Raw genomic sequence first — 26,928 nt, forward strand, 5'->3', positions numbered from 1 at the left:
CGGCTGACCGGCCGCTCCCCGGCCGTGCACCGGGTGACCGTCCGATGGGCGACCAATCGTTGGGCGAGCGTTCGGCAGCGGACCCCGCGTCGGTCGGGCGCGCGCTCGCGGCGCCGCCGGCCCGGTCGACCGTACCGGTCGTCGGCGACCGGACTCCGGTCCCGGCCGATGGGGCGGAGCTGCCGCTACTGCCGGAGGCGACCCGGGCCGCGACCGGCGTGGCATCCCCGCCCACGACGGCCCTGGCGTCCCTGCCCACCACGGGCGCAGACTCGCTGCTGGCGGCGAGCCTCGCGGCCTTGCCCGCCACGGAAGCCGTCATCGGGCGAACCGAGGCTGTCGTACGGCCGGTGCTGGTCACGGTCGTCGCGGCGGTCTCGTCCGGCGTGGCAACGGTGACGACGCCGGTCACGCAGCTGACGGAACTGGTCACCCCCACGCTTCCGGTGCTGCCGGGACGGTCCGCCACCGACCCGTACACAATGGACAGATCGACGTCGTGGGCACCGACCAGCGACGCTGTCGCGGGTGTGACCCCGCCGGCCCGGCCGCTGGCGCCCGATCCGCCGCCCGCCGCAGCACCACGGGCCGCACCACCGGGGGAGGTGACGTCGGCCGCGACCGTGGCCGGGGTGGCGGTCGGGTGGCATCGGCCCTCGACCGGCACGTCGGGTGCTGGATCCGGGTCTACGCCGGCACCGACCGGTTTTCCGCAGCGCCCTCACCCGCCCGGTGGCGACGGTGTCGCCGGTGCCGATGGCGGTCCCGGGCCGCTGCGGGCGGTGATCCTCGACGGGTGCCAGGTGCCGGCGACGGCCAGCGTCCGGGCCGATGTCTGTTCGCCCCGCCGGCACGCGGGCCGTTTCCCCGGGGTGGCCGCCCGACCCGGCTGAGTCCGCCCTGACCCGCCCGCGCCGCCGGGAATCACCGGCTGGTCGCCCGGCGTGGTCGTACGGGTGCCCGGGGTCGTCCAGTCGACGTCCCACGGGCCGGGCCCAGTCCGTTCGCGTCTGGCCGACCTGCGCAGTCCCGTCCAGGGGACCGGGAGACGGCCGTGGCGCGTACCTCAGATCGGAGCTACGTGGTGATCCGCGTTGTGGTTGGCGAAAGTATGGGTCTGCTGCGCAGTGCGTTGTGCGCGGCACTGGCCGGTGAGGAGGACATCGAGGTCGTCGCCGAGGTGACGGGTATCGGTGAGTTGCCCGCGATGGTGCGCCGGCACCTGCCGGACGTGGTGCTTGTCGACCTGGCGTCGGGCGTGCCCGAGCCGGTGGCGGTGATCACCGAGATCACCGAGGCGGCACCCGCGACGGCGGTTCTGGCCTTGAGTGACCGGTGGGGCCGGTGCCTGGTGGAGGAGGCGCTGACGGCGGGAGCGAAAGGACTGGTCGGTAAGGACGAGCCGCTGCACGAGCTGGTCCGGGCCGTACGGGCGCTCGCGGCAGGGGAGCGGGTCATCGACGTGGCCGCCGCCGCGACGGCGTTGCGGCCCGCCACGGGCCCGCTGACGCCTCGGGAGGCCGAGGTGCTGCGGATGGCGGCCGAGGGGCTGCCGCTCAAGGAGATCGCCCATCGGCTGTTCCTGGCGCATGGCACGGTGCGTAACCACCTGTCGGCGATCATGCGCAAGACGGGTGCCCGCAACCGGATGGAGGCGGTCCTGCTCGCGCGCCGTGACGGCTGGATGTGACAGTGGCCGGGGCCGCCACCCGGCGGCCCCGGCCGGCCGCCGTCCGTCGACGGGCGAAACCGGCCAGGGCGTGTTTGAATGCTGACGTTCCGTGATCCAGCTGACGATGCTCGGGGAGCCTACGGTGATCCGTACCCTGCTCGCTATCGATGGTGCCCTGGTCCGTGGCGCCCTGTCCCTCGTGCTCGCCGCGGAGGACGACATAAACGTGGTGGCGGAGGTGGACCGCGGTGACGTGGTCACGTGGACGATCCGTACGCGCCGTCCGGACGTGGCAGTGGTCGACCTCGACCTCGTCGAGGGGCTGCCGGCGACCGACTCCTGTCCGCTGTTGGTGCTCGCCGAGCCGCGCCGGGCCGGGAGTCTGCATCGGATGCTCACCCCGTCCCGGACCGTCGGCGTCCTCGGCAGCGACGTCCCGCCGCAGCGGGTGGTGGACGGGATCCGCCGGCTGTCCCGTGGCGAGCCGGTGGTCGACGCGGATCTGGTGCTGGCGGCGCTGCACCGGGACAGCCCACTGACCCAGCGTGAGGCGCAGATTCTCAGCCTGACCGCAGGCGGCGCGCCGGTCTCGGAGGTGGCCGGCTCGCTCGGTCTCGCCCCTGGCACCGTCCGCAATCATCTCGGCCGGATCATCCGGAAGACGGGCGGGCGCACCAGAGTGGAGGCGGTCCAGGTGGCCCGGGACGCGGGCTGGATCTGACCAGGCTGCCGCGCCGGATCAGCCGAGACGCGGCAACCCACCGGCAGCCGCGGCGCGCTCCGCGACGGCGGCACGCTCGGTGGTGACGACACGATCCGCGCCGACCGGACGGTCGCCGTCGGCGGCGCGATCCGGGTCGGCGGCCGGCGGTGCCGACCCGTCGCCGTCCCAGTGGCCTACGAGTTCCCGGTAGGCCGGTGAGCGGGCGAGCAACTCGTGGTGGCTGCCCGTCAACGGTCCGTCGTCGTCGAACACCAACACCCGTCGGGCGCGGACGGCGGAACTGATCCGGTGGGCGATGATGACTAGGGTGCCCGGTCGTCGAGCGAACGCGGACTCGACGGTGGCCTCCAACGTCGGGTCCAGGTGACAGGTGGCCTCGTCCAGGATGACCAGCGGGGCGGGGGCAAGGTAGGCGCGCACGGCGGCGATCAGTTGTCGCTCACCGGCGGAGAGCGTGGCCGGGTCGACGGTGGCGGCGAGGCCGCCCAGCCGCCGGGCGAGAGCGTCGGCACCGAGCCTGGCCAGCGCGGTCTCGACGACGGTGTCGTCCGCGTCCGGGCAGAGGTAGCGGAGGTTGTCGGCCAGGGAACCGGTGAAGACGTACGCCTCCTGCGGCACGAGCACCCGCAGCGCGGCCCGGTCGGCGGGGGCGACGGCGGCCACCGGCCGACCGGCGAGGTGGACTGTGCCGCGTTCCGGCTCGACCAGGCCGGCGACCAGCGCGGCCAGGGTGGACTTGCCGGTGCCGCTGGGCCCCACCACCGCGAGATGCGCCCCCTGGGGCAGGTCCATCGAGAAGTCGTCCAGGATCGGTCGGGCGCGGGGGCCGTACCGGAAGGTCAGGCCGGCCAGCCGAACCGCCGGAGGGTCAGCCTCAGGTTCCGGGGTGGGCGTGGCCGCGGAACCGCTGTGCGAAGGGGTGCGGCAGGTGGCCAGGATCCGCTCCAGGGTCACGGCGTAGCGCAGCCCTCCGCCACCGAGCCCCTGCACCAGTGCGTGCAGCGCGGGTTGCAGGCTGGTGGTGACGTACACCAGTGCGCCGAGCACCGCGCCGGTGCTCAGCCCGCGGCGCACCAGCCATGGCGCGGCGAGCAGCAGGACCACCACCGGCAGCCAGCCGCCCAGGCCGAGGCTGAGGCTGCGTAGCGCGGACATCCGGGCCAGCGTCCGCTCGGCGTCGGCGTGGTCGCTGACCCTGCGGTCGACCTCGGCCACCGTGCGTTCCTCGGCGCCGCAGGCGAGCACGTCGCGGTGGCCGGTGAGCGCGGTCGCCGCCGACCGGCCGAGCGCCTCACCGGCCTGTACCTGGGTGCGCTGGTGCGCCAGCATCGCCGGGAGCGCGGCGGCGAAGACGACCAGCCCGGTGAGCAGCGGGGCCGCCACCAGCGCCGCGACGGTCGGATCCAGTGCCAGCAGGCCGAGCAGGGCCGCCCCGGCGGTGAACAGGAAGCCGCGTACCACCATGACCAGGCCACCGAAGGTGTCCCGGACGATCTCCACGTGATGGGTCAGGCGGGCCACCGGGGCGCTGTCCGGGTGACCACCGGCCCGGGTGGCGTCGTGCAGCGCGCCGTGGACCACCAGCCGGGCCAGCTCGTCGCGGAACGGTTCCACCACGGCACCCAGGCTCCGGTAGACCCGGCCGGTCGCCACCGCGCCGAGCAGGATGGCCACGGCGAGTCCGCCCAGCCAGGCCAGGCCGGTGGCGAACCGGCCGGCGAGGAAACCCTGGTCGACGGCGCGGGCGACGAGCAGTCCGGCGAGCAGCGCCGGCAGGGACTCGACCACCGACCACGCGGCGAGCCGGCCGACCTCCCGGCGACGCGCCCGCAGCGCCCGCCACGTCGTCCGACCGACGTCGGGGCGGCTCATCGGGGGACACCGTCGCCCGCGAACACCGCCCGGTAGTCCGGGTCCGCCCAGAGCCGCCGGTGCGGTGCCAGGGCGCGCAGCCGACCGGCATCGAGCCAGGCGACCAGGTCGGCCGCGGCGGCCGTCGTCACCCGGTGGGTGACCACCAGGCGGGTACGTCCCGAATTCCGGCCGGTCAGCGCGCGGGTGATCCGATGTTCGGTGGCGGTGTCCAGGCTGGACGTCGCGTCGTCGAGGATGAGCAGCCGCTCGGCGTGGAATGCGCGAGCCAGCCCGAGCCGTTGTGCCTCACCACCGGAGAGCGGTGCGTCCACGGTGCGGGTGCGGAATCCGTCGGGCAACTGGGCGACGACCCCGTCGACCTGCGCGGCCCGGGCCGCCGCCAGCACGGCGGCGGTGGCCGGCGCACCGGTCGACGGCGGCCGGGCCGCCCGTTCGGGCAGACCGAGGCCGATCGCGTCGTGCACCGTCTCGCCGACCAGCACCGGGCGGTCGAAGGCGTGACCCACCGCCCGCCGCAGCGCGGCCCGGTCGAGGCGGGTCAGCGGCACCCCGTCCAGCAGCACCTCGCCGGTGTCCGGGTCGTACAACCGACCGGCCACGGCGGCGAGGGCGGACTTGCCGGCGCCGGAACGCCCGACGACGGCCACCGTGCAGCCGGCGGGCACGTCCAGGTCGACCGCGTCCAGGACCGGCCGGTCGTCGGCGTGCACACCGACCCCGCGCAGCCGCAGGTGGCCGCCGCCGGGCGGCAGCGGCTCGTCGCCGCCGGGGCGGACCGGACACGACAGGGGCTCGGCGATCCTGCGGGCCGCGGCCCGGCTGCGGACCAGCCGGTTGAGGGTGGCCAGCACCGCACCCAGCCCGGCCCCGAGCGCGGCGTACTGCACCGCGGCGACAAGTTGCCCGGGAGTCAGCCAGCCGACGCTCAGCGCGTACCCGCCGACGGCGACCACCGCGACCTGGAGCAGCGGCGCCACGGCCGCGACCCGGGCGTTGGCCCGGGCCAGCAACCGCCAGCCGAGCCGCCCGTGGTCGCGCAGCTGGGGCAGCGCCGCCAGCACCCGGTCGCCCTCGGCGTCGGTGGTGCCGGCCGCGGCGACGGTGCGGGACCCGCCGAGCGCCTCCTGGAGCCGGCCGGCGATCGTCCCGAGCACCCGCTGGTACGCGGTGATCACTGCCGAGGCGTCGGTGACGAAGGTGGCCATGAGGACGGTCAGCACGGCCAGTCCGGTGAGGAGGGTGAGCCCGAGCACGGGCTCCAGCAGGAACAGTGCCACCACGCTGCCCAGCGGCGGCAGGACCGCGATCCCGCCAAGCGCCACGGCGGTGCCGGCCTGCCCGGTGTCGGCGGCCTGCCCGGCCAGCCGGCCGACCAGGTCACCGACTGGAAAGCGGCGCACGGCCCGGACGTCCAGCGCGAACAGGTGCCGCAGCAGCCGCCGGCGGAGCCGGGCGGTGGCCCGGGCGGCTCCGTACCCGCCGGCCAGGTCGCCGAGGACGTCGGTGACCAGCAGGATGACGACCAGGGCGCAGGCGACCACGGGCCACCGGGGGGAGGCGTCACCACCGACGGCGGCATCGACGGCCAGCCCCAGTACCGCGGGCAGTGCCAACTCGGCGGCGGCACCGCCCAGCGCCACCACCACGAGCGTGACGGTCCAGCCGCCACCGTCGCGGACCACCCGGAACAGCAGGCGGTCCTCGCCGGCCAGCGTTCGCATCGGTCCTCCCGGTCGTACGGCGTGGCCCTGGACGGTCAGGTCACCGTCCAGGGCCTCGCGTGGTGCGGTCCGATCAGTTGCAGGTCGTCACGGACAGCGAGCTGTCGCCGCAGAGCAGCAGGCTCGCCCGGCTACCACCGCCGGTACGGTCGGCCGGAGCCGCCTCCAGTCCCTGAAGGTCGAGGAGCGCCATGTCGTGTCACCTCCTATCGGGCGTCGGGGTCAGGGTCGCCCCCGCCGTCGCGGGGGAGTCGGGTGCGCCGGTGAGGGGCGCGAGGAAGGGCAGGGTGGCCGGGGCGTTCGGCCGGGCGGTGGCCAGGGCCAGCAGTACGCCCGCGGTGCCGGTGGCGAGGTCCATGGACAGCCGCAGCAGCTGCTCGCCGGGGAAGGCGGTGCCGTCCCGGTACGGCAGGGCGTGCCAGCCCAGCCGCCGGATCTGCCGATCCAGCTCGCCGCGTAGCTCCGGATCGCCGGGTTGGGCGGCGAGGTAGGCGATGATGCCGGCCCGCCCGGCGAAGAGGCCGGACTGCGCGTAGAACGGCGACCGGGCGGCGCGACGCACCCCGGCGCTCGCCTCGGCGAACTGCTCGTCGCTGCGGTGGCGCAGGTACTCGTCGAGGACGAGCCCGATGCCGACGCTGCCCTGCCCCAGGTAGGGCATGGTCCGCCAGCCCTCGTTGACCTCCAGCGCGCCGTCGGGGCGTACCACGCAGCGGCGCAGGTCCTGTCGTAGCGCGGTGGCGGCGTGGTCGAGCAGGTCCGTCTCGCCGGTCAGCTCGTACAGGCGCACCAGCAGCAGCGCCGCTCCGGTCCGGCCGCGTAGCAGCCCGGCGTAGGGGTGCCGCCCGCCGCTGACGTCGCCGCCGGGGTCGTCGGCGAGTCGGTCCACCAACTCTCCGGTGACCTGCCAGGCCGCCTCCCGCAGCGCCGGTTCCCCGGTGCGCCCACCCAGCTCGGCCAGGTTGAGGGCGATCCCCGCCAGCCCGCCGGCCAGGCTGTGGTCCAGCCCGGTGGTCGACTCGCGTAGGCAGATGTCGAGCACGTCGAGTGCGTCCTGCCGGCGACCGAGCACTTCCAGGGCGTACGCGACGCCGTGCAGGCCGTCGTAGAAGCCGCACCGGGTGCCCGACGGGGGCGAGGTGGCCTGGCGGACCAGCCACTGCTCATGTTCCGGCCACCGGCCGGCGCCGCCCTGGTGCAAGGCGTACAGCACGCCGGCCGCCCCGTGGGCGAGGTTGAGCCCGCCGCTGCGGAACTGTTCGATGTCGCCGGGGAACAGCCGGTCGGTGCGTGCGGGCGTGGCGCTGGTGAGGATGGCGTGGGCCAGCCTGTCCCGGTCGACGGGTGGGACGTCGGCGGTGGGCGGGACGCGGTCCCCGGACTCGGCGTCCGCAGCGGTGATCTCGGCTACCGCCGCGTCGAGGAAGTCTCTCGGCACCGGGAAGGTGTCGGCGATGATGTCGGCCAGGTGCGCCGCCTTCGCCGGGGCGAGGCGGACCAGTTGGGTCAGCGGCAGGAACAGGGCCAGCCGCAGGCAGGCCAGGGCGTAGTGGTCGACGGCCACGCCGGTCCGTCCCCGGGGCGCGGCGAAGCCCTGGTTGCGCAGGCCCGGCCGGCGGTGCCCGTCGATCGGGGCGGCCACCTCGAAGTCGACGAGCGCGATCCGGTCGTCCGGGCGCAGCATGATGTTGAACAGGTGCAGGTCGCCGTAGACCAGGCCGCGTGCGTGGATCGCCCGGACGACCTCGTCGACCTGGCGGTGGACGTCCAGCGCCCAGCTCGCGTACGCGGCGCGGTCCTCGTCGGTGGCGTCGGCGTCGATAAGCGGGTAGCGGTCGACCAGGACCTTGTTCAGTGGGCGGCCCTCGATGAACTCCAGGGCGAGGAACCGGTGGTCGCTCAGGGCGAACTCGTCGTGCACCCGGGGCACCTGCGGCAGGTCGGCGAGTTGGCGCAGGACGGCGGCCTCCCGAGCCAGCCGGGTGACGGCGTCGGTGCCGTCGGCGTCCAGGCCGGCGTGCGGCCGAGCCTCCTTGAACACGAGCTGGGTGTCGGTGCGCCTGTCGCGTCCGACGTACAGGCCGCCGCCGTTGGAGAAGTGGATGACCTTCTCGATCCGGTAGGGGACCTCGTCGGTGCTTGTCGCGTTGCGGGCGGCCAGGTGGGGCGCGAGGAAGTCGGGCAGCGTCACCCAGGACGGCACGTGGAAGACCGGGTCGCGGCGGTCCGGGACGAGGGTGCCGGTGTCGTCCTCGACTGCCGGGACCACCTGGCCGTCGGGGGAGTGGCAGTACCGGGCGGCGAAGCCGCCGTAGCGGACGTACACCGGGCCGGCCGCGTACCGCAGGTCGCTGAGGATGTACGGGCCGGCCTCGCCGGAGAGCAGCTCGTCGAGTTCCTTGCAGACCAGTTCGAGCTCGGCGTCGTCGCGCGGGTAGACGGTCACGAACTTGCCGCTGGCGGCGCGAGCGGCGTACTTGGAGTTGCGTAGCAGCAGGGTGCGGGGGCCGCGCAGGAACTTGAAGGAAAGCCCCCGGGGTACGCAGTAGTCCCAGACGGTGTCCAGCACCCGGTCGGCGTTGGCGACCGTGGCCGACACGTGCACCTTCCAGCCCTGCTGCGGCAGGCGTTCGCCGTCCGGCGCGTGGATGAGCCAGTCGTCGAGCGGCTCCCGACGCCAGCCCGTCGGCAGCGGCCGGCTCGCCGCGGCGAAGGCGGGCTGTGCGACGGCGCTGCCGAGGGAGTCGTAGAACAGCGGGTCGGCGGCGCAGTAGCTGTCGTAGCGCTCGTCCACTGTGTCGCCTCCCATCCGCCTGCCGGCTGCGGTCCTGTTGATGGATACGAGTCTGTCCGTTCGGCCTATGGCGTCCCTAGTGTTTTCAGTCATGGAGATGAATGCGTGCCGCACGACCGGTCGTGACAAATGACAGTTGCGACGCAGACGGTGGGACTGTCCGGTTCTCGTGCCGGCGCGGGTCGGTGCCGGGTCGGCACCGGCACGCCCGGACCGGTCCGGGCAGGTACGGTGCTCGCCGTGACCTCAGACGATCACCCTTCGGTGCCTGGTGGGCCCGTCGCCGTACTGGCCAACCCGACCGCCGGCCGTGGCCGGCACCGGGGGCTGCTGCCGGACCTGCTGGACGGGCTCGCGGCGGCCGACCGGCCGGTGCGGCTGTTGCGGGCCGGTAGCGCCGCCGAGGCCGAGGCGGCCTGCCGGGCCGCCGTCGCCGAAGGAGCCGGTGCCCTGATCGCGGTGGGTGGCGACGGCACTGTGCACCGGGCGATGCAGGCCGTCGCCGGCACCTCGGTGCCGTTCGGGCCGGTGCCGGCGGGCACCGGCAACGACTTCGCGGTGGAGACCGGGTTTCCGGCCGACCCGCGGGCCGCGGTCGACGTCATCGCGGCGGCCCTGCGCGAGGGGCGCAGTCGGCCGGTCGACCTGGCCCGGATGACCGGCGCCGACGGCACGGTCCGCTGGTACGGCGCGGTGCTGGCGGCCGGGTTCGACGCGATCGTCAACGAGCGGGCCAACCGGATGCGCTGGCCGCGTGGACCACGCCGCTACGACCTGGCCATCCTGGTGGAGTTGGCCCGGCTACGTCCCCGCCGGTACACCCTCACCCTCGACGGCGAGCGGATCGAGGTCGACGCGGTCCTGGTGGCGGTCGGCAACGGAGCCAGCTACGGCGGCGGGATGCGCATCTGCCCCGACGCGGACCCGACCGACGGCCTGCTCGACGTGGTGGTCGGCGGCCGGTTCGACCGATGCACCCTGATCCGGGTCAAGCCGCGCATCTACGCCGGCACCCACGTCACCCATCCCCTGGTGCACACCTACCGCGCCCGTACCGTCACCCTCGCCGCGGAGGGCAGCATCACCACCTACGCCGACGGCGAGCGCTCCCTCTCCCTCCCACTCACCGTCACCGCCACCCCGCACGCCCTCCACCTCCTCCGCTGACCGCCCGCACACCCTCACCACCCGCGATCTTGCACTTTCGGTCGGGAAATAACTACCCAAAGGCGGCATACCGGCGACCACAAGGCTCTTCTGCTTGATGTGTGGGTGGTTGGTGGGTCGTTGACGGGCGCAGGGTCTGTCAAACGAACGGTGTAACTCGGGTTGTTGACGGCTACTTGCGGCCTGCGGACAGGCGTCCTTCGAAGGCGATGTCGAAGGCGTTGAGGGCTGGCTTCCAGCGGATGGTCCAGCGCCGGCGGCCCTGCCCGGTGGGGTCGAGGCTCATCACGGCCAGGTAGACGCATTTCAGCGCGGCGGCCTCGTTGGGGAAGTGGCCGCGGGCGCGGACGGCGCGGCGGATGCGGGCGTTGACGCTCTCGATGGCGTTGGTGGAGCAGACGACGGTGCGGATCTCGGCGTCGAAGGCCAGGAACGGCACGAACTCCGCCCACGCCTGCTCCCACAGCCGCACGATCGCCGGATACTTGCCGCCCCACGCCTCGGTGAACTCGGCGAACCGGGCCCTGGCAGCCGGCTCGGTGGGCGCGGTGTAGACCGGCCGCAGGGCTTTGGCGATGGCGTCCCAGTGCTGCCGGCCGGCATACCGGAACGAGGCACGCAGCAGATGGATCACGCAGGTCTGCACCACCGCTTCGGGCCACACCTCGCCGATCGCGTCGGGCAGCCCTTTGAGTCCGTCACAGACCACCATGCACGCGTCCGCGACACCGCGGTTCTTCAGCTCGGTGAGGACCTGCAGCCAGAACTTGGCGCCCTCACCGCCGTCACCGGCCCACAGCCCGAGGATGTCCCGGGTGCCGTCAACGGTGACGGCCAGGGCCAGGTAGATGGGCCGGTTGGCGACCTTCCCGTCACGGATCTTCACGTGCACCGCGTCCAGGAAGATCACCGGGTAGACCGGGTCCAAAGGCCGGTTCTGCCACTCGGTCATGCCCTCGACAACCTTGTCAGTGATCGTCGAGATCGTCTGCCGTGACACGTCGGCACCGTAGACCTCGGCGAGGTGGGCCTGGATCTCCCCGGTGGTCAGGCCCTTGGCGGACAGCGAGATGACCATGTCGTCCACACCGGACAACCGACGCTGCCGCTTGCGGACGATCTGCGGCGCGAACGACCCATCCCGGTCGCGCGGCACGTCAATCTCGACCGGGCCGACATCGGTGAGCACCGTCTTGGCCCGCACACCGTTGCGGGAGTTCCCGCCGTTCCTGCCCGCCGGCTCGCCCTTGTCATAGCCCAAGTGATCGGTGATTTCGCCCTCAAGCGCTGATTCCAGGACTCGCTTCGTGAGCTGCTGCAACAGACCGCCGTCGCCGGTCAGCTGCAGACCCGCCGCACGGGCCTGCTCCACGATCTGGGCGACGAGTTCCCCGTCGAGACCCTCCGCCGGTTGTCCCGGCCCGTTCTTCGCCACCGCGGCAGTATCCACGGCGGCCATCGATCCATCAGACATCAGGTGCTGCTCCTTGATCAGGAGTTACACCGTTCGTCTTACAGTCCCGCAAGATCGCGGAAGTCAGGGGGTGTGCAGGAGGTTGAGGACGGAGCCGAGGGCGTTGGGGCGGCCGGGGTCGGCGGCGGGAAGGATCAGCGCGGCGCATCCGGCGGCGACGGCACCGGCGTCGGCGGGAGTGTCGCCGACCATGAGTGACTCCTCCGGGTCGACGCCGAGCAGGCCGCAGGCCCGCCAGAAGATCGCCGGGTCGGGCTTGCAGCGGCCCACCTCGTACGACAGCACGTGGGCGTCGACCAGGTCGGCCAGTCCCCAGGCGTCGAAGAGGGGCCGGATGTCGAAACCGATGTTGCTGACCACGGCCACCCGCACGTCGGCGGCCCGCAACGCGGCGAGGGTCGGCGCGGTGTCCGGGTAGGGCACCCACCCCTGCGGCGTGAGCACCCGCTCGTACAGCGCCTCGGCGAAGCCGTCGATGCCGGTGTCGACCGTGGCGGCCAGCCCGGTGTAGGCACCACGGTGGGCGTGCTCGTAGAGATCCCGGTCGGCCCACAACTCGGCCAGGTGAGGCGGCACCCGGGCGGGCAGCGGCCCACCGGCGCGGCCGGCGGTGAGCAGCCGGTCGGCCAGGGCGGTCGCCCGGACGCGGTCCAGATCCACCCCGCACGCCGACGCGGCGGCCAGCACCCACTGGCTGGGCTCCTCCACCTGCGCCAGGGTGCCGTGGAAGTCGAACAGGACCGCCCGCACCTGCCGACGGGACGGACCCCGACCGTCGACGTCGGGCACGGGGCTGGTCGGTTCGGCATGATCCGGCACGTCGTGCACCCTACCGACCCACTCCGACCGCCCCGGCGGTCGGCCTTGCCGGGTACTCGTCGTGGGCACGCACTAATCTTGGTGACATGTCGAGCCCCGCCGAGCGGTACGCCGCGGCGCGCCGCCGGGCCGCCCAGGCCTCACAGTTCCCGGCGCTTGAAGAGTTCACCGCTGACCTGGGGTTCGACCTCGACGACTTTCAGCGGGAATCGTGTCAGGCCCTGGAGCGGGGCAGCGGCGTGCTGGTCTGCGCCCCGACCGGGGCCGGCAAGACGGTGGTCGGCGAGTTCGCCGTACACCTGGCGTTGCGGGGTGCGCCCGGGCGGCCGACGCCGGTCGACGGGGCCCGGCGCAAGTGCTTCTACACGACGCCGATCAAGGCGCTGTCGAACCAGAAGTACCACGACCTGGTCGACCGCTACGGTGCGGAGCAGGTCGGGCTGCTGACCGGCGACAACGCCATCAACGGCGACGCCCCGGTGGTGGTGATGACCACCGAGGTGCTGCGCAACATGCTGTACGCCGGCTCGGCCACCCTCGAGGGCCTGGCGTACGTCGTGATGGACGAGGTCCACTACCTGGCCGACCGGTTCCGTGGCGGGGTGTGGGAGGAAGTCATCATCCACCTGCCCGCCTCGGTGACCCTGGTGTCGCTGTCGGCGACGGTCTCCAACGCCGAGGAGTTCGCCGACTGGCTGATCACGGTTCGGGGCGAGACCACCGTGGTGGTCAGCGAGCACCGGCCGGTGCCGCTGTGGCAGCACATGTTGGTCGGCAAGCGGATGTTCGACCTGTTCCACGACGCCGCGGCGGCCCGCAAGCACGACGTGCATCCGGAGCTGCTGCGCTACACCCGGGACACGATGCGCCGGCTGGATCTCAGTGAGGGACGCTCCGCCGGCTTCGGCGCCGGCCGGCGCGGCCCCCGCTGGCGTGGGCCGCTGCGCCCGGACATCGTCGACCGGCTGGACCGCGAGGGCCTGCTGCCGGCGATCCTGTTCATCTTCAGCCGGGCCGGCTGCGACGCGGCGGTGCAGCAGTGCCTCGCCGCCGGGCTGCGGCTCACCTCACCGGAGGAGCGGGCGGAGATCCGCCGCGTGGTGGAGTCCCGGGTGACCGCGATCCCCGGCGAGGACCTGTCGGTGCTCGGCTACTGGGAGTGGCTCGACGGGCTGGAGCGCGGGCTGGCCGCGCACCACGCCGGGATGCTGCCGGCGTTCAAGGAGGTCGTGGAGGAGCTGTTCGTCCGTGGGCTGGTCAAGGCGGTCTTCGCCACCGAGACCCTCGCCCTGGGCATCAACATGCCGGCCCGGTGCGTGGTGCTGGAACGCCTGGTCAAGTACAACGGCGAGGCGCACGTCGACCTGACCCCGGGGGAGTACACCCAGCTCACCGGGCGGGCCGGTCGCCGAGGCATCGACGTGGAGGGGCACGCCGTGGTGGTGTGGTCCCCGGAGACCGACCCCCGGCACGTGGCGGGTCTGGCCTCCACCCGGACATACCCGCTGCGCTCCAGCTTCCGGCCCTCGTACAACATGGCGGTGAACCTGGTCGGCAGCGTCGGCGCCGAGCCGGCCCGGGCGCTGCTGGAGTCGTCGTTCGCGCAGTTCCAGGCGGACCGCTCGGTGGTCGGCCTGGCCCGGCAGGTGCAACGCAACACCGAGACCATCGAGGCGTACGGCGTGGAGGCGGAGTGCCACCACGGCGACTTCGACGAGTACTTCGCCCTGCGGGTCGCCATCGCCGACCGGGAGCGGGCCATCGCCCGGCAGGGGCAGAGTCAGCGCCGGGCGGCAGCGGTGACGGCCCTGGAGCGGCTGCGGGTGGGCGACGTGATCCGGGTGCCGTCCGGGCGTCGGGCCGGCCTGGCCGTGGTGCTCGACCCGGCGGCCGGAGGGTTCAGCGAGCCGCGCCCGCTGGTGCTCACCCAGGACCGCTGGGCCGGCCGGATCAGTCCCGCCGACTTCACCACGCCGGCCGAGGTGCTGGCCCGCATCCGGGTGCCCAAGCACTTCAACCACCGCAATCCGGCGGCCCGGCGTGACCTGGCGGCGCAGGTGAGCGGCACCGGACTGGACCGACACTCCCGCCGGGGGGCCCGGGGCCGGCAGTCCGGGGAGGACCACCAGCTCAGCCAGCTGCGTACCGAGCTGCGCCGGCATCCCTGCCACGCCTGCCCGGAGCGGGAGGAACACGCCCGCTGGGCCGAGCGTCGTCGCCGGCTGGAGCGCGACACCGAGGAGCTGCGGCAGCGGGTCGCCGGTCGGACGGGGTCGTTGGCGCGTACCTTCGACCGGATCGTCGCGCTGCTCACCGGGCGCGGCTACCTCGCCGCCGACGGCGCCGTCACCGACGCCGGCCGGATGCTCGGGCGGATCTGGACGGAGGCGGACCTGCTCGTGGCGGAATGCCTCCGGCGCGGCGTCTGGGACGGGCTGTCGCCCGCCGAACTGGCCGCCGCGGTCTCGGTGGTGGTCTTCGAGGCCCGCCGCGACGTCGACGAACGAGCCTCGCTGCCCCGCGGCGCGGTGGCCGAGGCGGTCGACGCGACCCTGAAGCTGTGGAGCGAGATCGAGGCTGAGGAGGCGTCACGCGGGCTGGCCGTCACCCGCGAGCCGGATCTCGGTTTCGCCTGGCCGGTCTACCGCTGGGCCCGGGGTGAGGCGCTGGCGAAGGTGCTGGCCAGCGGGCACGAGCTTGACGGCGAGATGCCCGCCGGGGACTTCGTCCGATGGGCCCGGCAGGTGGTGGATCTGCTCGGCCAGCTCGCCGACTCCGGTGGTGCCTCGACCGAGCTGCGGGCCACCGCACGGCAGGCGATCAGCGCCGTCAACCGGGGTGTGCTGGCGTACCATTCACCGGCCTGAATCGGTCCGGCGGGCGCCGGGCGACCGTCGGAATCGACGCATCGCTGTGTTACCGCAGCGGTACCCCGAGAATTGCCCGGGGGGCCTGTTGTGCCTGGTGAGAGCGTCCCCGATCATGTCATCGGCGCGTGCGCTACGCGCCGGTAACAGCTCTGGGGGGAGCCCACGTGGCGGACATCAATCACTTTGAGTACGGCTGGATCACACCGGCGCTGAGCTACGCGCTGTCGGTGCTCGGTTCCATCCTCGGCCTGGTCTGTGCCGGCCGCATCCGGACCGCCGCCAGCACCGGCCAGAAGCTCTGGTGGGGGACCCTGGCCGCCTGGGCGCTCGGTGGCACGGCGATCTGGACGATGCACTTCATGGCGATGCTGGGCTTCGCGGTGACCGGGTCGCGGATCCGCTACGACGTGCCGATCACCGTGGGCAGCGCGCTGCTCGCGGTGATCGCGGTCGGCATCGGGCTGGCGATCGTGGGCACCGGCCGGCTCTCGGCGGGACGGATCCTCGGTGGCGGCCTGTTCACCGGCGCCGGAGTGGCGGCGATGCACTACACGGGCATGGCGGCGATGCGGCTGGACGGTCGGCTGCTCTACGACAACCTCCGGGTGGGGTTGTCGGTGTTGATCGCCGTGGTCGCGGCCACCGTCGCGCTCTGGCTCGCGGTGACCGTACGCAAGGGGGTGGCGATCTTCGCCTCGGCGCTGGTGATGGGGGTGGCGGTCAACGGCATGCACTTCACCGGGATGAGCGCCCTGTCGGTGCACCTGCACGAGGAACGCGGCGAGATCAGCGGGGCCGGTGTCGGTACGTTGCTCATCCCGATCGTGCTGCTGGTCATCTTCGGCGTGGTCGGTCTGGTGTACGCGTTGCTCGCCGCACCCACCGACGAGGACCGCGCCGCGCTCGCCTACCTGGACGCGCGGCGACCGCAGCCGTCCACGGCCAGCGCGACGCCGGATGCCGACGCACCCGATCCGGTGGGGCTGCGCGCCCGGTCGACGCTGGCCCGCCCCGGCGCCCAGTTTCCGTCCCGCCGGGACCATCCGTCGCGCTGACCGTCGCGGAAAGTGTCGTACCCGGCACCGACCATGTATTCATGGCTGTCCCCGCCCTCACTCCGCGAAACGCCCCGGCGCGCTCGCTGCCCCTTCGCGAGGCGCGCACCCGACTCAGCCAACTCGTCGCCATGGCCGAACTGACCGACTCGGTCACGGTGGTCACCCGCGACGGCGATCCCCGGCCGGTCGCCGCGATCGTGCCGGCGGCGGCCGCCCGCACCGTCGCCGAGGCGCGCGCCGACGCCGGGCGCCTGGCCGAGGTCACCGCCGGCTGGTCCCGACGCCTGGACGCTCAGCGGCAGCAGAGCGGGCGCCGGCACGCCGCCGAGCTGCGGGCGGTGACCACGGCGCTCGCCGAGGTCTGGGCCGAACTGGATCGACGTTTCCCGCCGGGAAGTGATCCCGCGCTGACCCGGTTACGCGCGGCCCACGCCCAGCTGCTCGCCGACTGAGAGACGGTCGGGGACCGCTCCCGAGGTTCCCGACCGTCTCTCAGGTCGCGCCCGCTCCGGCGCGAACCGCCCCGAGGCAGCCACGGTTTCCGGGCTCAGCCTCGACCGGGGCGGCCCTTGAGCCGGCGGCCCAGCTCGCGGGCGATCTCCCGGTTCGCGTCGCGTTCGGCCAGCACCTGCCGTTTGTCGAACGACCGTCGCCCCTTGGCCAGCGCCAGCTCGACCTTTGCCCAGCCGCCGGAGAAGTACATCGACAGCGGCACCAGGGTGATCCCGCCCTCGCGGGTCCGGTCCAGGATCCGGGCGATCTCCACCCGGCGTAGCAGCAGCTTGCGGGTACGCCGGGGCGCGTGGTTGGTCCAGCTGCCGTAGCCGTATTCGGCGATGTGCAGGCCGTACAGCATGATCTCCCCGTCGCGTTCCTGCGCGAAGGCGTCCACCAGCGAGACGCGTCCCGCCCGCAGCGACTTGACCTCGGTGCCGGCGAGCACGATGCCGGCCTCGTACGTCTTGAGCACGGCATAGTCGTGGCGGGCCCGGCGGTTCGACGCGATCACAGTCCGTTCGGCGCTGGGGGAGGTGCCCATCCGGGAAGGATAGCCGCACCGCCGGTCGGCTCAGACCGGCTTGTCGTGGCCACGCAGCCGGCTCGCCAGCTCCGTCACTGCGGTCTCGAAGCGCGGATCGGATTCGCCGGGCCAGTGCCCGACGATCGGGTGCGGGACGCTGTCGCCGGGCGGCGGGACGACGCCGACCGGGTCGCGCAGCCGCCGGTCCACCGTGCCGGCGGCGCCGGACACCGTCGGCGGACGCTCCGGCCGGTGCGGCGAGAAGACCCAGCCCCCGATCGGGTCGGTGTCGCGCCACAGGTTGATCCACCGCCAGTTGACCCGGTCGCCCACGTCGCGGAGCACCTCGTCACTGACGTAGGCGGGGAACAGCCGGGCGTAGAGCCGGCGCAGCGGTGAGCCGTAGGTGAGCAGCGCCAACCGGCCGCACACCTCGGGTGGCAGTTGCAGGATCGTGGCCGCGAGCAGCACCGAACCGTGACTGTGCCCGGTGAGCAGCACTCCGTGACCCTGGTCGGTGAGGTGCGCGATCCGTCGACTCAGTTCCGGCACCGCGCGCTCGGCGTAGCAGGGTGGTGCGAAGGGGTGCGCCACCCGTGGCCAGAACGTCCCCAGGTCCCACAGCACGCCCACGTACCTGCGGAACCGGGACGTGCGGTACGCGAAGACGCCGCCGACGAGCAGCGCGAACACCACCGCCGCGATGAGGAAGCTGCCCATCTGGATACCGAAGTTGGTCGCCGCGGCCGGAATGCCGGTCAGCTGCTGCACCGTGGGGCCCGGCGCCAGCCCCAGCATGCCGAGCAGACTGCTGGGCATGCCCACCCCGACGACAGAGGCGTACACCACCGCGAGTGACTCCACCCGTTCGGTGAACCGCGCCCGGGCGATCATGCGCTCGACCTCGTGCAGGCGGTACCGGGCGGCCGGCGGTGCGTCGGGAAAGTCGTGCGCGACGGTGGCCCGGGCGGTGCGCATCCGGGGGATACGACTGGCCAGCACGATGATCAGCGCCGCCAGCAGGGTGGCTGCCGCCGCCACCAGGAACACGAAGATGGCCCACTTGTAGCCCAGCGGCGGGCTGATCGCCCGTTCCCCGTCGGCGTCGGCACGGCGGTTGAGGAAATCGGCAACCCGGTAGACCAGGTCCGCGGAGATCGCCACCGCCAGCCCGGTGGCGCTGGCCGCGATCACGGGAGCACCCAGCCCGCGTAGCGGTCCGGCGCCGAGCCCGTTACGGCCGAATCCGCGACGCGCCTCGTCGGGCTCGACACTTGGTGCGGGCGCCGCACCGCGGCCGGCGTCGCCACGGTCGAACGATTCGCCGCTGCCGGTGGTGTCGGCGGTGTTGTGCCGTCGTCGGCTCCGGGCGATCAGCGCGCCCGCGCCGAGCAGGAACAGCAGCACCGCCTGGGAGGAGATGACCAGCCCGACGGCGGTGGCGTAGCCGGGCAGCCCGTCCCGGATCCGCCACGGAGTGGGGTCGACCGACACCGCCACCAGCACCACAGCGATCAGCGCGAAGGCCAGGTTGCGCAGCCCGCGCGCTATCCGGTCCCCGTACGAGCCGGTTGGCAGCAGGTCGACGAACGGGTGCGCGCAGACCAGCACGATGCTGGCCAACAGCACCGCCCCGCTGACGACGGCCAGGATCACGCTGAGCGGCGACGGACCCGAGCCGATCCGGGCGGCCAGTAGACCGAGACCCAGGGTCATCAGGCCGGCGGCGCCGTGCAGTGAACAGAGCCGGTCCACGGTCGGCGCGCTGTCCCACTGGCCCACCGCGCTGAGCTGGTGGCCCCCCGAGGTGGTGATCGGGGTGTGGAAGGCGGCGAAGTTGCGGCCGGGGCGGACACCGAGCAGCCAGACCAGCATGAGCGCGCTGAAGGGCAGGAGCGCGAAGACGGCCAGGGTGAGCCCGGGAGGTCGGTCGCTGATCCAGGACAGCCACGGCCGCCCGGCCAGACAGGACGGGTTCGGCACGCACCGCCAGGCGATCAGGTCCAGCGCCACGCCCATCGCCGCCAGGACGTACAGCATGGTGAGGCTGAGGGCGAGCAGCCGGCACAACGCCTTCACCCCGGAATCGGACTTGTGGCCTGGGGGCGGTCGCATCCAGATCGCGACGTTGCACAGCATGAACGGCAGCAGGAACATCAGCGACAGCGTGCGGACGGTGGTGCCGGAGGGCAGTTCGCCCCAGCGATACGCCTCCAGCGTCACGCCCGACGGGCCCCTGGTGTCCGGATAGCCCGGGCGCGGCCGGTAGAACCCGCCGCTACGGTCCCCGGCGACCTGGTGACTGTGCGGGCGGTCGAGAATCTGCTCGGCGTCGGCACCGGACACCCCGTGCACCCGTAGCTCGATGACGTCGTCCGACGTCCCCGGTTCGCTGGTCATCGGCCCCCCGGAACGTGTGCACCGACCCGACCCGACCCGACCCGGCACGGGCCCGGCGTCCCGGTGCGGTCTCCCCGTCTACCCGCCGAGCCGTCGACCACGCCTGCTCGCGGCGTCCGGCTGGTCAGGCGACCCGGCTGGTCAGACGGCCCGGCTGGTCATGCGGGCCGGCGGTCAGGCGGGCCGGCGGGCGAGGAAGTCGGCCAGCACCTCGGTGTGGGTGGAGAAGGCCAGCTCGGCCGGCTCAGTCAGCACCAGCCACTCGGTGGCCTCGGCGGTCGGCACCGAGGGCGGAAGATCCTCGGCGGGTCGTACCGGCAGTTCCCCGAAGATCAGCATGGTGCCGCCGGCCGGCGCGCTCTGCACGGTGACCAGCCTGGCACCGGCCGCGTCGGCATGCAGGCCGGTCTCCTCGCGCAGCTCGCGGACCAGCGCGTCCTCCCACCGTTCGCCGTGCTCGATGAACCCACCGGGCAGCGCGAGCAGCCCTCGGGCGGGTTCGATGTCCCGCCGGACGACGACCACGCCGAGACCGGTGGCGGTCAGCACCGGCTGTACGGCAACCGCCACCGGCAGCGGGTTTCGCCAGACCTGTTGACCACAGCTCGCGCAGAGCCGGGGCCAGCCGACCGGCGGCGGGTAGGCCGCGCCGCAGTACGAACAATGCGAGTACGCCACGCCAGTCATGCCGCAGCACGTTACCTGGCATGCGGCCGGGCACCGCCGGCAGCGGAGCCTGGGGACGCCCCGCCACCGCCCGACCAGCTGCGCAGCGCGATCGACCTGGTCGTCGTCAGCGTGGTGCTGGCGGACCGTAGGTCCGGGCGTTGCCGATCGCGTCCTTACGACCCCAGCGTCCCGGGATGTTCAGCAGCTCGATCCGGCCGAAGCGCGGCGGGATCTCCGGATGCACCACCAGGTGGTCGCCGTACGGCTCCAGGCCGAGCAGGGCGCGCAGCAGCAGGAAGGTGGCACCCGTGGCGGATGCCTGGGGACTGTTCGCGGCCGGGTACGGCACCGGAAAGCGGGTCAGCTCGCGGTCGTAGCCGGCGAAGGCCTCCGGCATCCGCCCGGCGAAATGCTGGGACGCCTCGACGACGGATTCGGCGATGATCCCCGCCTCCTTGACGAACCCGTAGTGGCGCAGCCCGCAGGCGATCAGCGAGTTGTCGAACGGCCACACCGTACCGACGTGGTAGCCAAGCGGGTTGTAGCTGGCCTGCCCGGTGGCCAGCGTCCGCACCCCCCAGCCGGAGAAGAGTCGGGGCCCGAGCAGGTGATCGGCGACTGCGGCGGCCCGGGAGGGGTCCACGATGCCACTCCACAACAGGTGCCCCATGTTCGACGCCAGCGCGTCCACCCGGTCGCCGTCGGGGCCGAGCGCCAGCGCGAAGTACTCACCCCCATCGATCCAGAAGTCCCTGTTGAATCGCTGCTTGAGCTGCTCGGCCTGCCGTTCCAGGCGTTCGGCGTACGCCGGGTCGCCCCAGAACTCGCGAGCCAGCCGGGCCCCGCGCCGTTTGGCGTCGTACACGTATCCCTGCAACTCGCAGGTGGCGCGGGGCAGCCCCGGCAGCCGGCCGTCGCGGTAGCAGATCGCCTCCGGCGAGTCCTTCCAGCAGTGGTTCTGTGCCCCGCTCTCGTCGTTGCGCGGCTGGTACCAGAGGTAGCCGTCGCCGCGCAGGTCGCCGTACTCGTCGATCCAGTGCAACGCCGCGCGGGCGGCATCTTCCAGGTCCCGCACCAGCGCGGCGTCGCCGGTCCAGCGCTCGTACTCGTCGAGCAGCACGACGAACAGCGGCGTCACGTCCGCTCCGCCGTAGTACGGCGACTGGGGACGATGTTCGAAGGCGGCCATCTCCCCGTACCGGAACTCGTTGAGCATCTTGCCGGGTTCCTCGTCGCGGAAGTCGTCGAGCACCGTGCCCTGGTCGATGGCGAGCAGGCGCAGGGTGGTCGCCGCCATCCGGGGCACGAACGGCAGAGTCTGGTAGCAGGTGAGCAGGTTGTCGCGGCCGATGATGGTGGCCGACCAGGGCAACCCGGCGGCGAGCATGGTCTCGTGCGGCAGCGCCAGCGGAGAGAAGCGCAGGCCGGCCAGGTCCATCAGCCCGCGCTGGTAGGTGGTGCACAACGACTTCCAGTCGCAGTACAACTTAGGGGCTTCGGCGACCCAGTCGCTGAGGTCCTGGCGCAGTTCGGCGCCCACCTTGCCGCGCGGATGCCGCAGGCGTTCCCGCATGTCGGCTCCGTCCGGACGCAGCACCAGCCCTTGCACCCGCAGGGTCGTGGTCCACCGGCCCTGCGGGTCCACCCGGATCCGAAAGGTCAACCCACGCTCGTCGAACTCGGCCGGTTCGCTCGTCGAGACGTCGGTGACCCGATGGAACTTCTCCCGCCGGTAACCGAGCCGCAGACCGTCTCCCGACACCTCGCGGTAGCCGCGAAGTGTCGAGGCGTGCGGCCAGACCACGTTGTAGACCGGCGCGAAGTCGCTGTCGGCGTCGATGCGCAGCACGTAGTCCACGGGGCCGTTGGTGTGGTTGAGCACGGTGAGGTGCTCGATGAAGGCGCTGTCGGAGATCCACCGGTCGCGGATCACCGAGACCTTCGCGTCGACGTAGTGGGTCGGGTGACCGGGAACCAGGAAAAACCGGATCTTGTAGTAGCTCGGATCGTGCACGGCCAGCGGGTGCAGCCGTTCCCCGTCCAGACGCAGCCGCCAGGTGGACAGGAAGCGGGTGTCAAAGGCGAAGAACCCGCTCGGGTTGGTGGGGCTGAAGTCCATGTCGCCGTTGTCGTCGCTCAGCGCGAAGATGTTGCCGTCGAGGATGCGGACCAGCTTCCTCACCGCGGCTCCCCGTCGCCGGCCGGGGGCGCCGCCGCGTCCGGCGACGGCCGTCGGTACGCGGCCAGCGCCCGGGCGGCCACCTCACGGGGGTGGTGGGCGTCGGGCGGTGGTGCGAACAGCCGCTCCAACATGACGACGAAACGGAACTCGCCGTCGGCGGTGAAGTCGTTGCGCAGCCACGCCGGCAGGGGCTTGACCTCGCCGTGGGCCATCCGCAGGAAGAACTGCGCGTCGGTGTAGATCACCGTGTCCGCGTCCGTCATGTCGCCGCGCGACACCGTGATCCGGCCCTGGTCGATGCTGACCAGCCAGTGGTCGACCCGGTCGGGGTAACCCAGGTCGAATCGCACGGTGCCGCAGACCTGCCGAAGCATCCGCCCCCCACCCTCGGCGAGGCTGTCGAAGAAGTCGCGCACCGCCTCCGACATTCCGGCACCTCCTGGGGGGCGTTGCCGGCCGACGAGGGCTGGCGCCAGGGTGGCCCGAGCCGGCGGCGAAGCGCCGGTCAGACTCCTCCGCCATCGTCACCTTAACGGCTTTGGTCCGCTCTGGTGCTGGTCTTTGTTGGCTGGCCACCTTCAGGTAGATCCGGACGACCCGACCCGCGCCTGGGGAATCGGCATTGGTTTCCTGCTGGCCGCCGCCTATGGTGGTCCGATGCGAACCGCCGCGCCGCTCAACCGCGCCGCCGCCGTCACGGCGGCGGCGGTTGTGCTGCGCGTGCCCGGCGCGGCCACCCCCGCGCCCCGGGTCCGCGGGCGTGCCGGTCACGGCCAGCCGCGTCCCGCGGGTCGCAGCCCTCCGGAAACCGTGCACGGACACGTGACGGCCCAGGGGCGAAGCGCAGAGCTTCGGCCCTTTTTCTTTTCCGGAAGGACCCGACATGAGCGAACGAACCGGCACCTACGACCAGCAGTGGCGCACCGAACTCGAGGCGACGCTGAACCATGAGTTCGAGGCCCAGACGACTCGGCTGACCGAGTTGACGGCCGACACCGGGGATCCGGCGGAGGCACACACGAATGCCGCGCTGATCGCCGCCACCCGGCAGAGCCTCGACCAGATCGCCGGGGCGCTGCGACGCCTCGCCGCCGGTGGCTACGGCAGCTGCGAGCGGTGCGGAACGGACATCCCCCGGGAACGCCTGGAGATCCTGCCGCACGCGCGGTTCTGCGTGTCGTGCCAGCAGAAGCAGAACGGCTGACCAGGTGGACCGGCCGCCGCTCGTCTCACGGGTGCGGCGGCCGGTCCGTGGCCTCGGGCGACCCGGACGGCTCGTCGCGCAGGCTGGCGGTGACGGTCGCGGTCAGACCGTCGGGCCGGCGGGTAAGCGTCAACGCCCCGGTCAGGTGATGGGCGAGCCAGAGACCCCGGCCACCCGGGGTGTTCGTCGCGGGCAGGTTCACCGGCAGGTCGCCACCGCGCTCGTGGCCGTGATCGGTGACCTCGCAGATGAGCAGGTCGGCCCGCCGGAACAGGTCGAGTCGCCCCCGGCCCCCACCGTGCAGCACGGCGTTGGTGACCAGCTCGTGCACGGCCAGGACGAGATCCTCGGCCACATCGCCGGTGAGGCCGGCGGCGGCCACCCGGGCGGTGAGCAGATGCCGTAGCGCCGTCACGGTCTGCGCGGTGAACGACTCGGACAGCAGTGGGGTGGTCTCGCCGCCGCCGGGGGACGGGTCGCGGGAATCCCGGGCGTCCGGCGGGCCGAGGTAGTTCATGCAGGCAGGGTACGTCGTCCGCGAACATCCGCGACCTTTGCCGAGGGGCAACCATCCGGAAGCTACTGGCCACCCTCCACCGACGTCCGACCGAAGGATCGGCCGAGACGGTGTACCTCCGCCTCCAACCGCTCGGATAGTTCCGCGCCGCCGAAGCGGTCGATCAGCCGGTCGGCGAACCCGCTGAGCACCATCGGGCGCAGCGCCTGGACCAGGGCGATGGACCGTGGCACGTAGACCTTGCGTCGCCGACCTTCGATGCCGCGCAGCAGTGCCTCGGCGCACCGCTCGACACTGACCACGGTGTTCAGCGGCCAGGGCAGTTTGCGCTGCGCGGCGTGGAAGGAGGCGAGGTCGTCGCGGAAGTCGCGCACCAGGTCGGTGTCGATCCAGATCGGGTGCGCGGTGCCCACGGTGAGTCCCCGCCGACGGTTCTCCAGCCGCAGCACGTTGCCGAACTGCTCCACCCCGGCCTTCGACGCACAGTACGCGGCCATTCCGGGCATGGCGGCGAAGGCCGCCGCCGACGAGACGATCAGGACGTGGCCGCGGGCGGCGCGTACGTGCGGCAGCGCCGCGCTGACCGTGCGGACCACGCCGGTCAGGTTCACCTCGATGGTGCGTGCCAGGGCGTCGACCGGGCCGGTGGACACGGTGCCGATGTTGGCGATGCCGGCGTTGGCCACCACCACGTCGATGCCGCCGTAGCGCTGCACGGTCGAGGCGACGGCGTCGTCGAGGCCCGCCTGGTCGGTGACGTCGCACTCGTACCAGTGCCCGCCCACCTCGGCGGCGACCTGCCGCAACAGCACCGGTTCCAGGCCGACGACGGCGACCCGGGCGCCCCGGGCCGCGGCGGCCCGGGCCAGTTGAGCGCCGATACCCCGCGCCGCTCCGGTGATCAGGATGGTCCGGTCGCGTAGGTCTAGCCGCATGCTGCGCTCCTGGTCCCGGTCGCCGCCGGCGGCGACCCAGTGGTGGTCTGCCGAACGGTACCGGGCTTGCGTCGGCCGACCCACCCGGTGCCGTCCGCCCGCCGAACCCGACGTCCGCGCCGGCCGTTCGTGGTGAGCGGCGCGGACATCGGGAAGGATCTACCCCGAGGCGGTACCGCAGCGAGGACCAGGAGAAGGAGAACCGCATGGCTGACTTCGTCGGCGCCGTGGACCAGGGCACCACCAGCACCCGGTTCATGATCTTCGACCACGGTGGCAACGAGGTCGGCCGCCACCAGCTCGAACACCAGCAGATCCTGCCGCGCGCCGGCTGGGTCGAGCACAACCCGCTGGAGATCTGGGAACGGACCCAGACGGTCGTGCGTACGGCGCTGAACACGCACAGCCTGGCGGCGGGTGACCTGGCGGCCCTCGGTGTCACCAACCAGCGGGAGACGACTGTGGTGTGGGACCGGCGCACCGGTCGGCCGTACTACAACGCCATCGTCTGGCAGGACACCCGGACCGATCGGATCGCCTCGGCGTTGGAGCGCGACGGGCGCGGCGAGATCATTCGGCGCAAGGCCGGTCTACCGCCGGCGACCTACTTCTCCGGTGGCAAGATCCAGTGGATTCTGGAGCACGTCGACGGGGTGCGCGCGGCCGCGGAACGCGGTGAGGCGATCTTCGGCAACACCGACACCTGGCTGTTGTGGCACCTCACCGGCGGCCCGGACGGCGGCGCCCATGTCACCGACCCCACAAACGCCAGCCGGACCATGTTGATGAACCTGGAAACCCTGGACTGGGACGACGAACTGCTGTCCATCTTCGGCATTCCACGCGCCATGCTGCCCCGGATCGTTCCGTCGTCCGATCCGGACGCCTACGGCGTCACCCTGCCCAGCGGCCCGTTCGCCGGACCGGTTCCGATCACCGCGGATCTTGGTGACCAACAGGCGGCCACCGTCGGTCAGGTCTGCTTCGCCCCGGGCGAGGCGAAGAACACGTACGGTACGGGCAACTTCATGCTGTTGAACACCGGGTCGGAGATCGTCCGCTCCGAGGCCGGGCTGCTCACCACCGTGTGCTATCAGTTCGCCGGCCAGCCGCCGGTCTACGCGCTCGAAGGCTCCATCGCCGTCACCGGTTCGGCAGTGCAGTGGCTCCGCGACCAGCTGAAGATCATCAGCAGTGCGGCGCAGAGCGAGGACCTCGCCCGCCAGGTCGACGACAACGGCGGCGTCTACTTCGTACCGGCCTTCTCCGGCCTGTTCGCCCCGTACTGGCGATCCGACGCCCGGGGCGCGATCGTCGGCCTGTCCCGCTACAACACCGACGCGCACATCGCCCGGGCAACGCTGGAAGCCATCTGCTACCAGAGTCGCGACGTGGCCGAGGCCATGGCGCGGGACTCGGGCGTACCGCTGGAACGCCTCAAGGTCGACGGCGGCGTCACCGTCAACGACCTGTGCATGCAGTTGCAGGCGGACATCCTCGGCGTGCCGGTCAGCCGGCCGGTGGTCGCCGAGACCACTGCCCTCGGCGCGGCCTACGCCGCCGGCCTGGCCGTCGGATTCTGGCGGAACACCGAGGAACTGCGGGAGAACTGGAACGAGAGTCGGCGTTGGCAGCCGACCTGGTCGCCCGAGCAGCGCGCGGCCGGCTACGCCGACTGGCGCAAGGCGGTGCAGCGCACGCTGGACTGGGTCGACGTCGGCTGACGACGTCACCGTGCCCTGTGACGTTTCGGCCAAGTTAACGTCACTGCGTGTCAATGTCGCGGTGCCGGAATGTCCGGTGAGTCTGCCTTAGCATCCCGATGT

Annotated in this window: 22 protein-coding genes; 9 read left to right on the forward strand and 13 right to left on the reverse strand. The window is 72.6% G+C overall.

The genetic code is table 11. The annotated features are described in order from the left end of the window. The first annotated feature begins 44 nt into the window (after nt 1-44). The 3 genes from O7624_RS29855 to O7624_RS29865 all read left to right on the forward strand — a co-directional run bounded on the left by O7624_RS29855 (nt 45) and on the right by O7624_RS29865 (nt 2,393). Nucleotides 45-893: a hypothetical protein gene (locus tag O7624_RS29855; protein WP_282238257.1), complete on the forward strand. Its 849-nt coding sequence runs from the start codon at nt 45-47 to the stop codon at nt 891-893. Between the two features lie 191 nt (nt 894-1,084). Next, a complete protein-coding gene (locus O7624_RS29860) occupies nt 1,085-1,690 on the forward strand; it encodes a response regulator transcription factor (protein ID WP_282238258.1) in 606 nt (201 codons plus the stop codon). A 124-nt stretch (nt 1,691-1,814) separates the two neighbouring features. Beyond that, nucleotides 1,815-2,393 (forward strand): response regulator transcription factor, encoded by a 579-nt coding sequence (locus O7624_RS29865; protein ID WP_282238259.1) that lies wholly within the window; start codon nt 1,815-1,817, stop codon nt 2,391-2,393. 18 nt (nt 2,394-2,411) lie between these two features. On the opposite strand, the gene O7624_RS29870 is transcribed toward O7624_RS29865, so the two are convergent. From O7624_RS29870 to lanKC, 4 genes are all read right to left on the reverse strand, one after another. Further along, nucleotides 2,412-4,268, reverse strand: a complete 1,857-nt coding sequence (locus tag O7624_RS29870; protein ID WP_282238260.1) for an ABC transporter ATP-binding protein — start codon at nt 4,266-4,268, stop codon at nt 2,412-2,414. Then, nucleotides 4,265-5,992 (reverse strand): ABC transporter ATP-binding protein, encoded by a 1,728-nt coding sequence (locus O7624_RS29875; protein WP_282238261.1) that lies wholly within the window; start codon nt 5,990-5,992, stop codon nt 4,265-4,267. The genes O7624_RS29870 and O7624_RS29875 overlap by 4 nt, the downstream gene beginning before the upstream one ends. 73 nt (nt 5,993-6,065) lie before the next feature. Further along, nucleotides 6,066-6,185, reverse strand: a complete 120-nt coding sequence (locus O7624_RS29880) for a SapB/AmfS family lanthipeptide (RefSeq protein WP_093405935.1) — start codon at nt 6,183-6,185, stop codon at nt 6,066-6,068. Nucleotides 6,186-6,191: 6 nt separating this feature from the next. Next, nucleotides 6,192-8,786, reverse strand: a complete 2,595-nt coding sequence (gene lanKC, locus O7624_RS29885) for a class III lanthionine synthetase LanKC (RefSeq protein WP_282238262.1) — start codon at nt 8,784-8,786, stop codon at nt 6,192-6,194. A 231-nt stretch (nt 8,787-9,017) separates the two neighbouring features. Between lanKC and O7624_RS29890 the strand changes: the two genes are divergently transcribed. Beyond that, nucleotides 9,018-9,953 (forward strand): diacylglycerol kinase family protein, encoded by a 936-nt coding sequence (locus O7624_RS29890; RefSeq protein WP_282240787.1) that lies wholly within the window; start codon nt 9,018-9,020, stop codon nt 9,951-9,953. Nucleotides 9,954-10,125: 172 nt separating this feature from the next. On the opposite strand, the gene O7624_RS29895 is transcribed toward O7624_RS29890, so the two are convergent. Both O7624_RS29895 and O7624_RS29900 read right to left on the reverse strand, forming a co-directional pair. Beyond that, nucleotides 10,126-11,427, reverse strand: coding sequence for an IS256 family transposase (locus tag O7624_RS29895; protein ID WP_282236516.1), 1,302 nt, complete (start codon nt 11,425-11,427; stop codon nt 10,126-10,128). Nucleotides 11,428-11,490: 63 nt separating this feature from the next. Then, nucleotides 11,491-12,246: an HAD-IA family hydrolase gene (locus tag O7624_RS29900; RefSeq protein ID WP_282238263.1), complete on the reverse strand. Its 756-nt coding sequence runs from the start codon at nt 12,244-12,246 to the stop codon at nt 11,491-11,493. Between the two features lie 86 nt (nt 12,247-12,332). Here O7624_RS29900 and O7624_RS29905 point away from each other — a divergent pair, with 86 nt between their 5' ends. From O7624_RS29905 to O7624_RS29915, 3 genes are all read left to right on the forward strand, one after another. After that, the gene (locus O7624_RS29905; RefSeq protein WP_282238264.1) at nt 12,333-15,113 is read left to right on the forward strand and encodes a DEAD/DEAH box helicase; all 2,781 of its coding nucleotides are present in this window, start codon (nt 12,333-12,335) and stop codon (nt 15,111-15,113) included. 167 nt (nt 15,114-15,280) lie between these two features. Further along, nucleotides 15,281-16,171, forward strand: a complete 891-nt coding sequence (locus tag O7624_RS29910) for an MHYT domain-containing protein (RefSeq protein WP_282238265.1) — start codon at nt 15,281-15,283, stop codon at nt 16,169-16,171. Between the two features lie 41 nt (nt 16,172-16,212). Then, nucleotides 16,213-16,626, forward strand: a complete 414-nt coding sequence (locus tag O7624_RS29915) for a hypothetical protein (protein WP_093405922.1) — start codon at nt 16,213-16,215, stop codon at nt 16,624-16,626. Nucleotides 16,627-16,721: 95 nt separating this feature from the next. Here the strand turns inward: O7624_RS29915 and smpB are convergent, their stop codons facing one another. The 5 genes from smpB to O7624_RS29940 form a co-directional block, all read right to left on the reverse strand. Beyond that, complete coding sequence (gene smpB / locus O7624_RS29920; RefSeq protein WP_282238266.1) at nt 16,722-17,213, reverse strand: SsrA-binding protein SmpB; 492 nt, start codon at nt 17,211-17,213, stop codon at nt 16,722-16,724. Between the two features lie 30 nt (nt 17,214-17,243). Continuing rightward, nucleotides 17,244-19,595 (reverse strand): hypothetical protein, encoded by a 2,352-nt coding sequence (locus O7624_RS29925; RefSeq protein ID WP_282238267.1) that lies wholly within the window; start codon nt 19,593-19,595, stop codon nt 17,244-17,246. A 174-nt stretch (nt 19,596-19,769) separates the two neighbouring features. Beyond that, nucleotides 19,770-20,282, reverse strand: a complete 513-nt coding sequence (locus O7624_RS29930) for an NUDIX domain-containing protein (RefSeq protein ID WP_282238268.1) — start codon at nt 20,280-20,282, stop codon at nt 19,770-19,772. A 106-nt stretch (nt 20,283-20,388) separates the two neighbouring features. Next, entirely contained in the window at nt 20,389-22,446 is a 2,058-nt protein-coding gene (locus O7624_RS29935) for a glycogen debranching N-terminal domain-containing protein (RefSeq protein ID WP_282238269.1), read from the reverse strand. Then, on the reverse strand, nt 22,443-22,874 hold the full coding sequence (locus O7624_RS29940; RefSeq protein ID WP_282238270.1) for an SCP2 sterol-binding domain-containing protein: 432 nt from the start codon (nt 22,872-22,874) through the stop codon (nt 22,443-22,445). Before O7624_RS29940 ends, O7624_RS29935 begins: the two co-directional genes overlap by 4 nt. A gap of 455 nt (nt 22,875-23,329) precedes the next feature. Between O7624_RS29940 and O7624_RS29945 the strand changes: the two genes are divergently transcribed. Continuing rightward, nucleotides 23,330-23,650 (forward strand): TraR/DksA family transcriptional regulator, encoded by a 321-nt coding sequence (locus tag O7624_RS29945; RefSeq protein WP_282238271.1) that lies wholly within the window; start codon nt 23,330-23,332, stop codon nt 23,648-23,650. Between the two features lie 25 nt (nt 23,651-23,675). On the opposite strand, the gene O7624_RS29950 is transcribed toward O7624_RS29945, so the two are convergent. Together O7624_RS29950 and O7624_RS29955 are read right to left on the reverse strand one after the other, a co-directional pair. Further along, entirely contained in the window at nt 23,676-24,167 is a 492-nt protein-coding gene (locus tag O7624_RS29950) for an ATP-binding protein (protein WP_282238272.1), read from the reverse strand. 62 nt (nt 24,168-24,229) lie between these two features. Beyond that, the gene (locus tag O7624_RS29955; RefSeq protein WP_282238273.1) at nt 24,230-25,102 is read right to left on the reverse strand and encodes an SDR family oxidoreductase; all 873 of its coding nucleotides are present in this window, start codon (nt 25,100-25,102) and stop codon (nt 24,230-24,232) included. Nucleotides 25,103-25,308: 206 nt separating this feature from the next. Between O7624_RS29955 and glpK the strand changes: the two genes are divergently transcribed. Further along, nucleotides 25,309-26,826: a glycerol kinase GlpK gene (gene glpK / locus O7624_RS29960; protein WP_282238274.1), complete on the forward strand. Its 1,518-nt coding sequence runs from the start codon at nt 25,309-25,311 to the stop codon at nt 26,824-26,826. Nucleotides 26,827-26,928: the final 102 nt, after the last annotated feature.

It is taken from the genome of Verrucosispora sp. WMMD1129 (assembly GCF_029581255.1).
GTDB lineage: Bacteria > Actinomycetota > Actinomycetes > Mycobacteriales > Micromonosporaceae > Micromonospora > Micromonospora sediminimaris.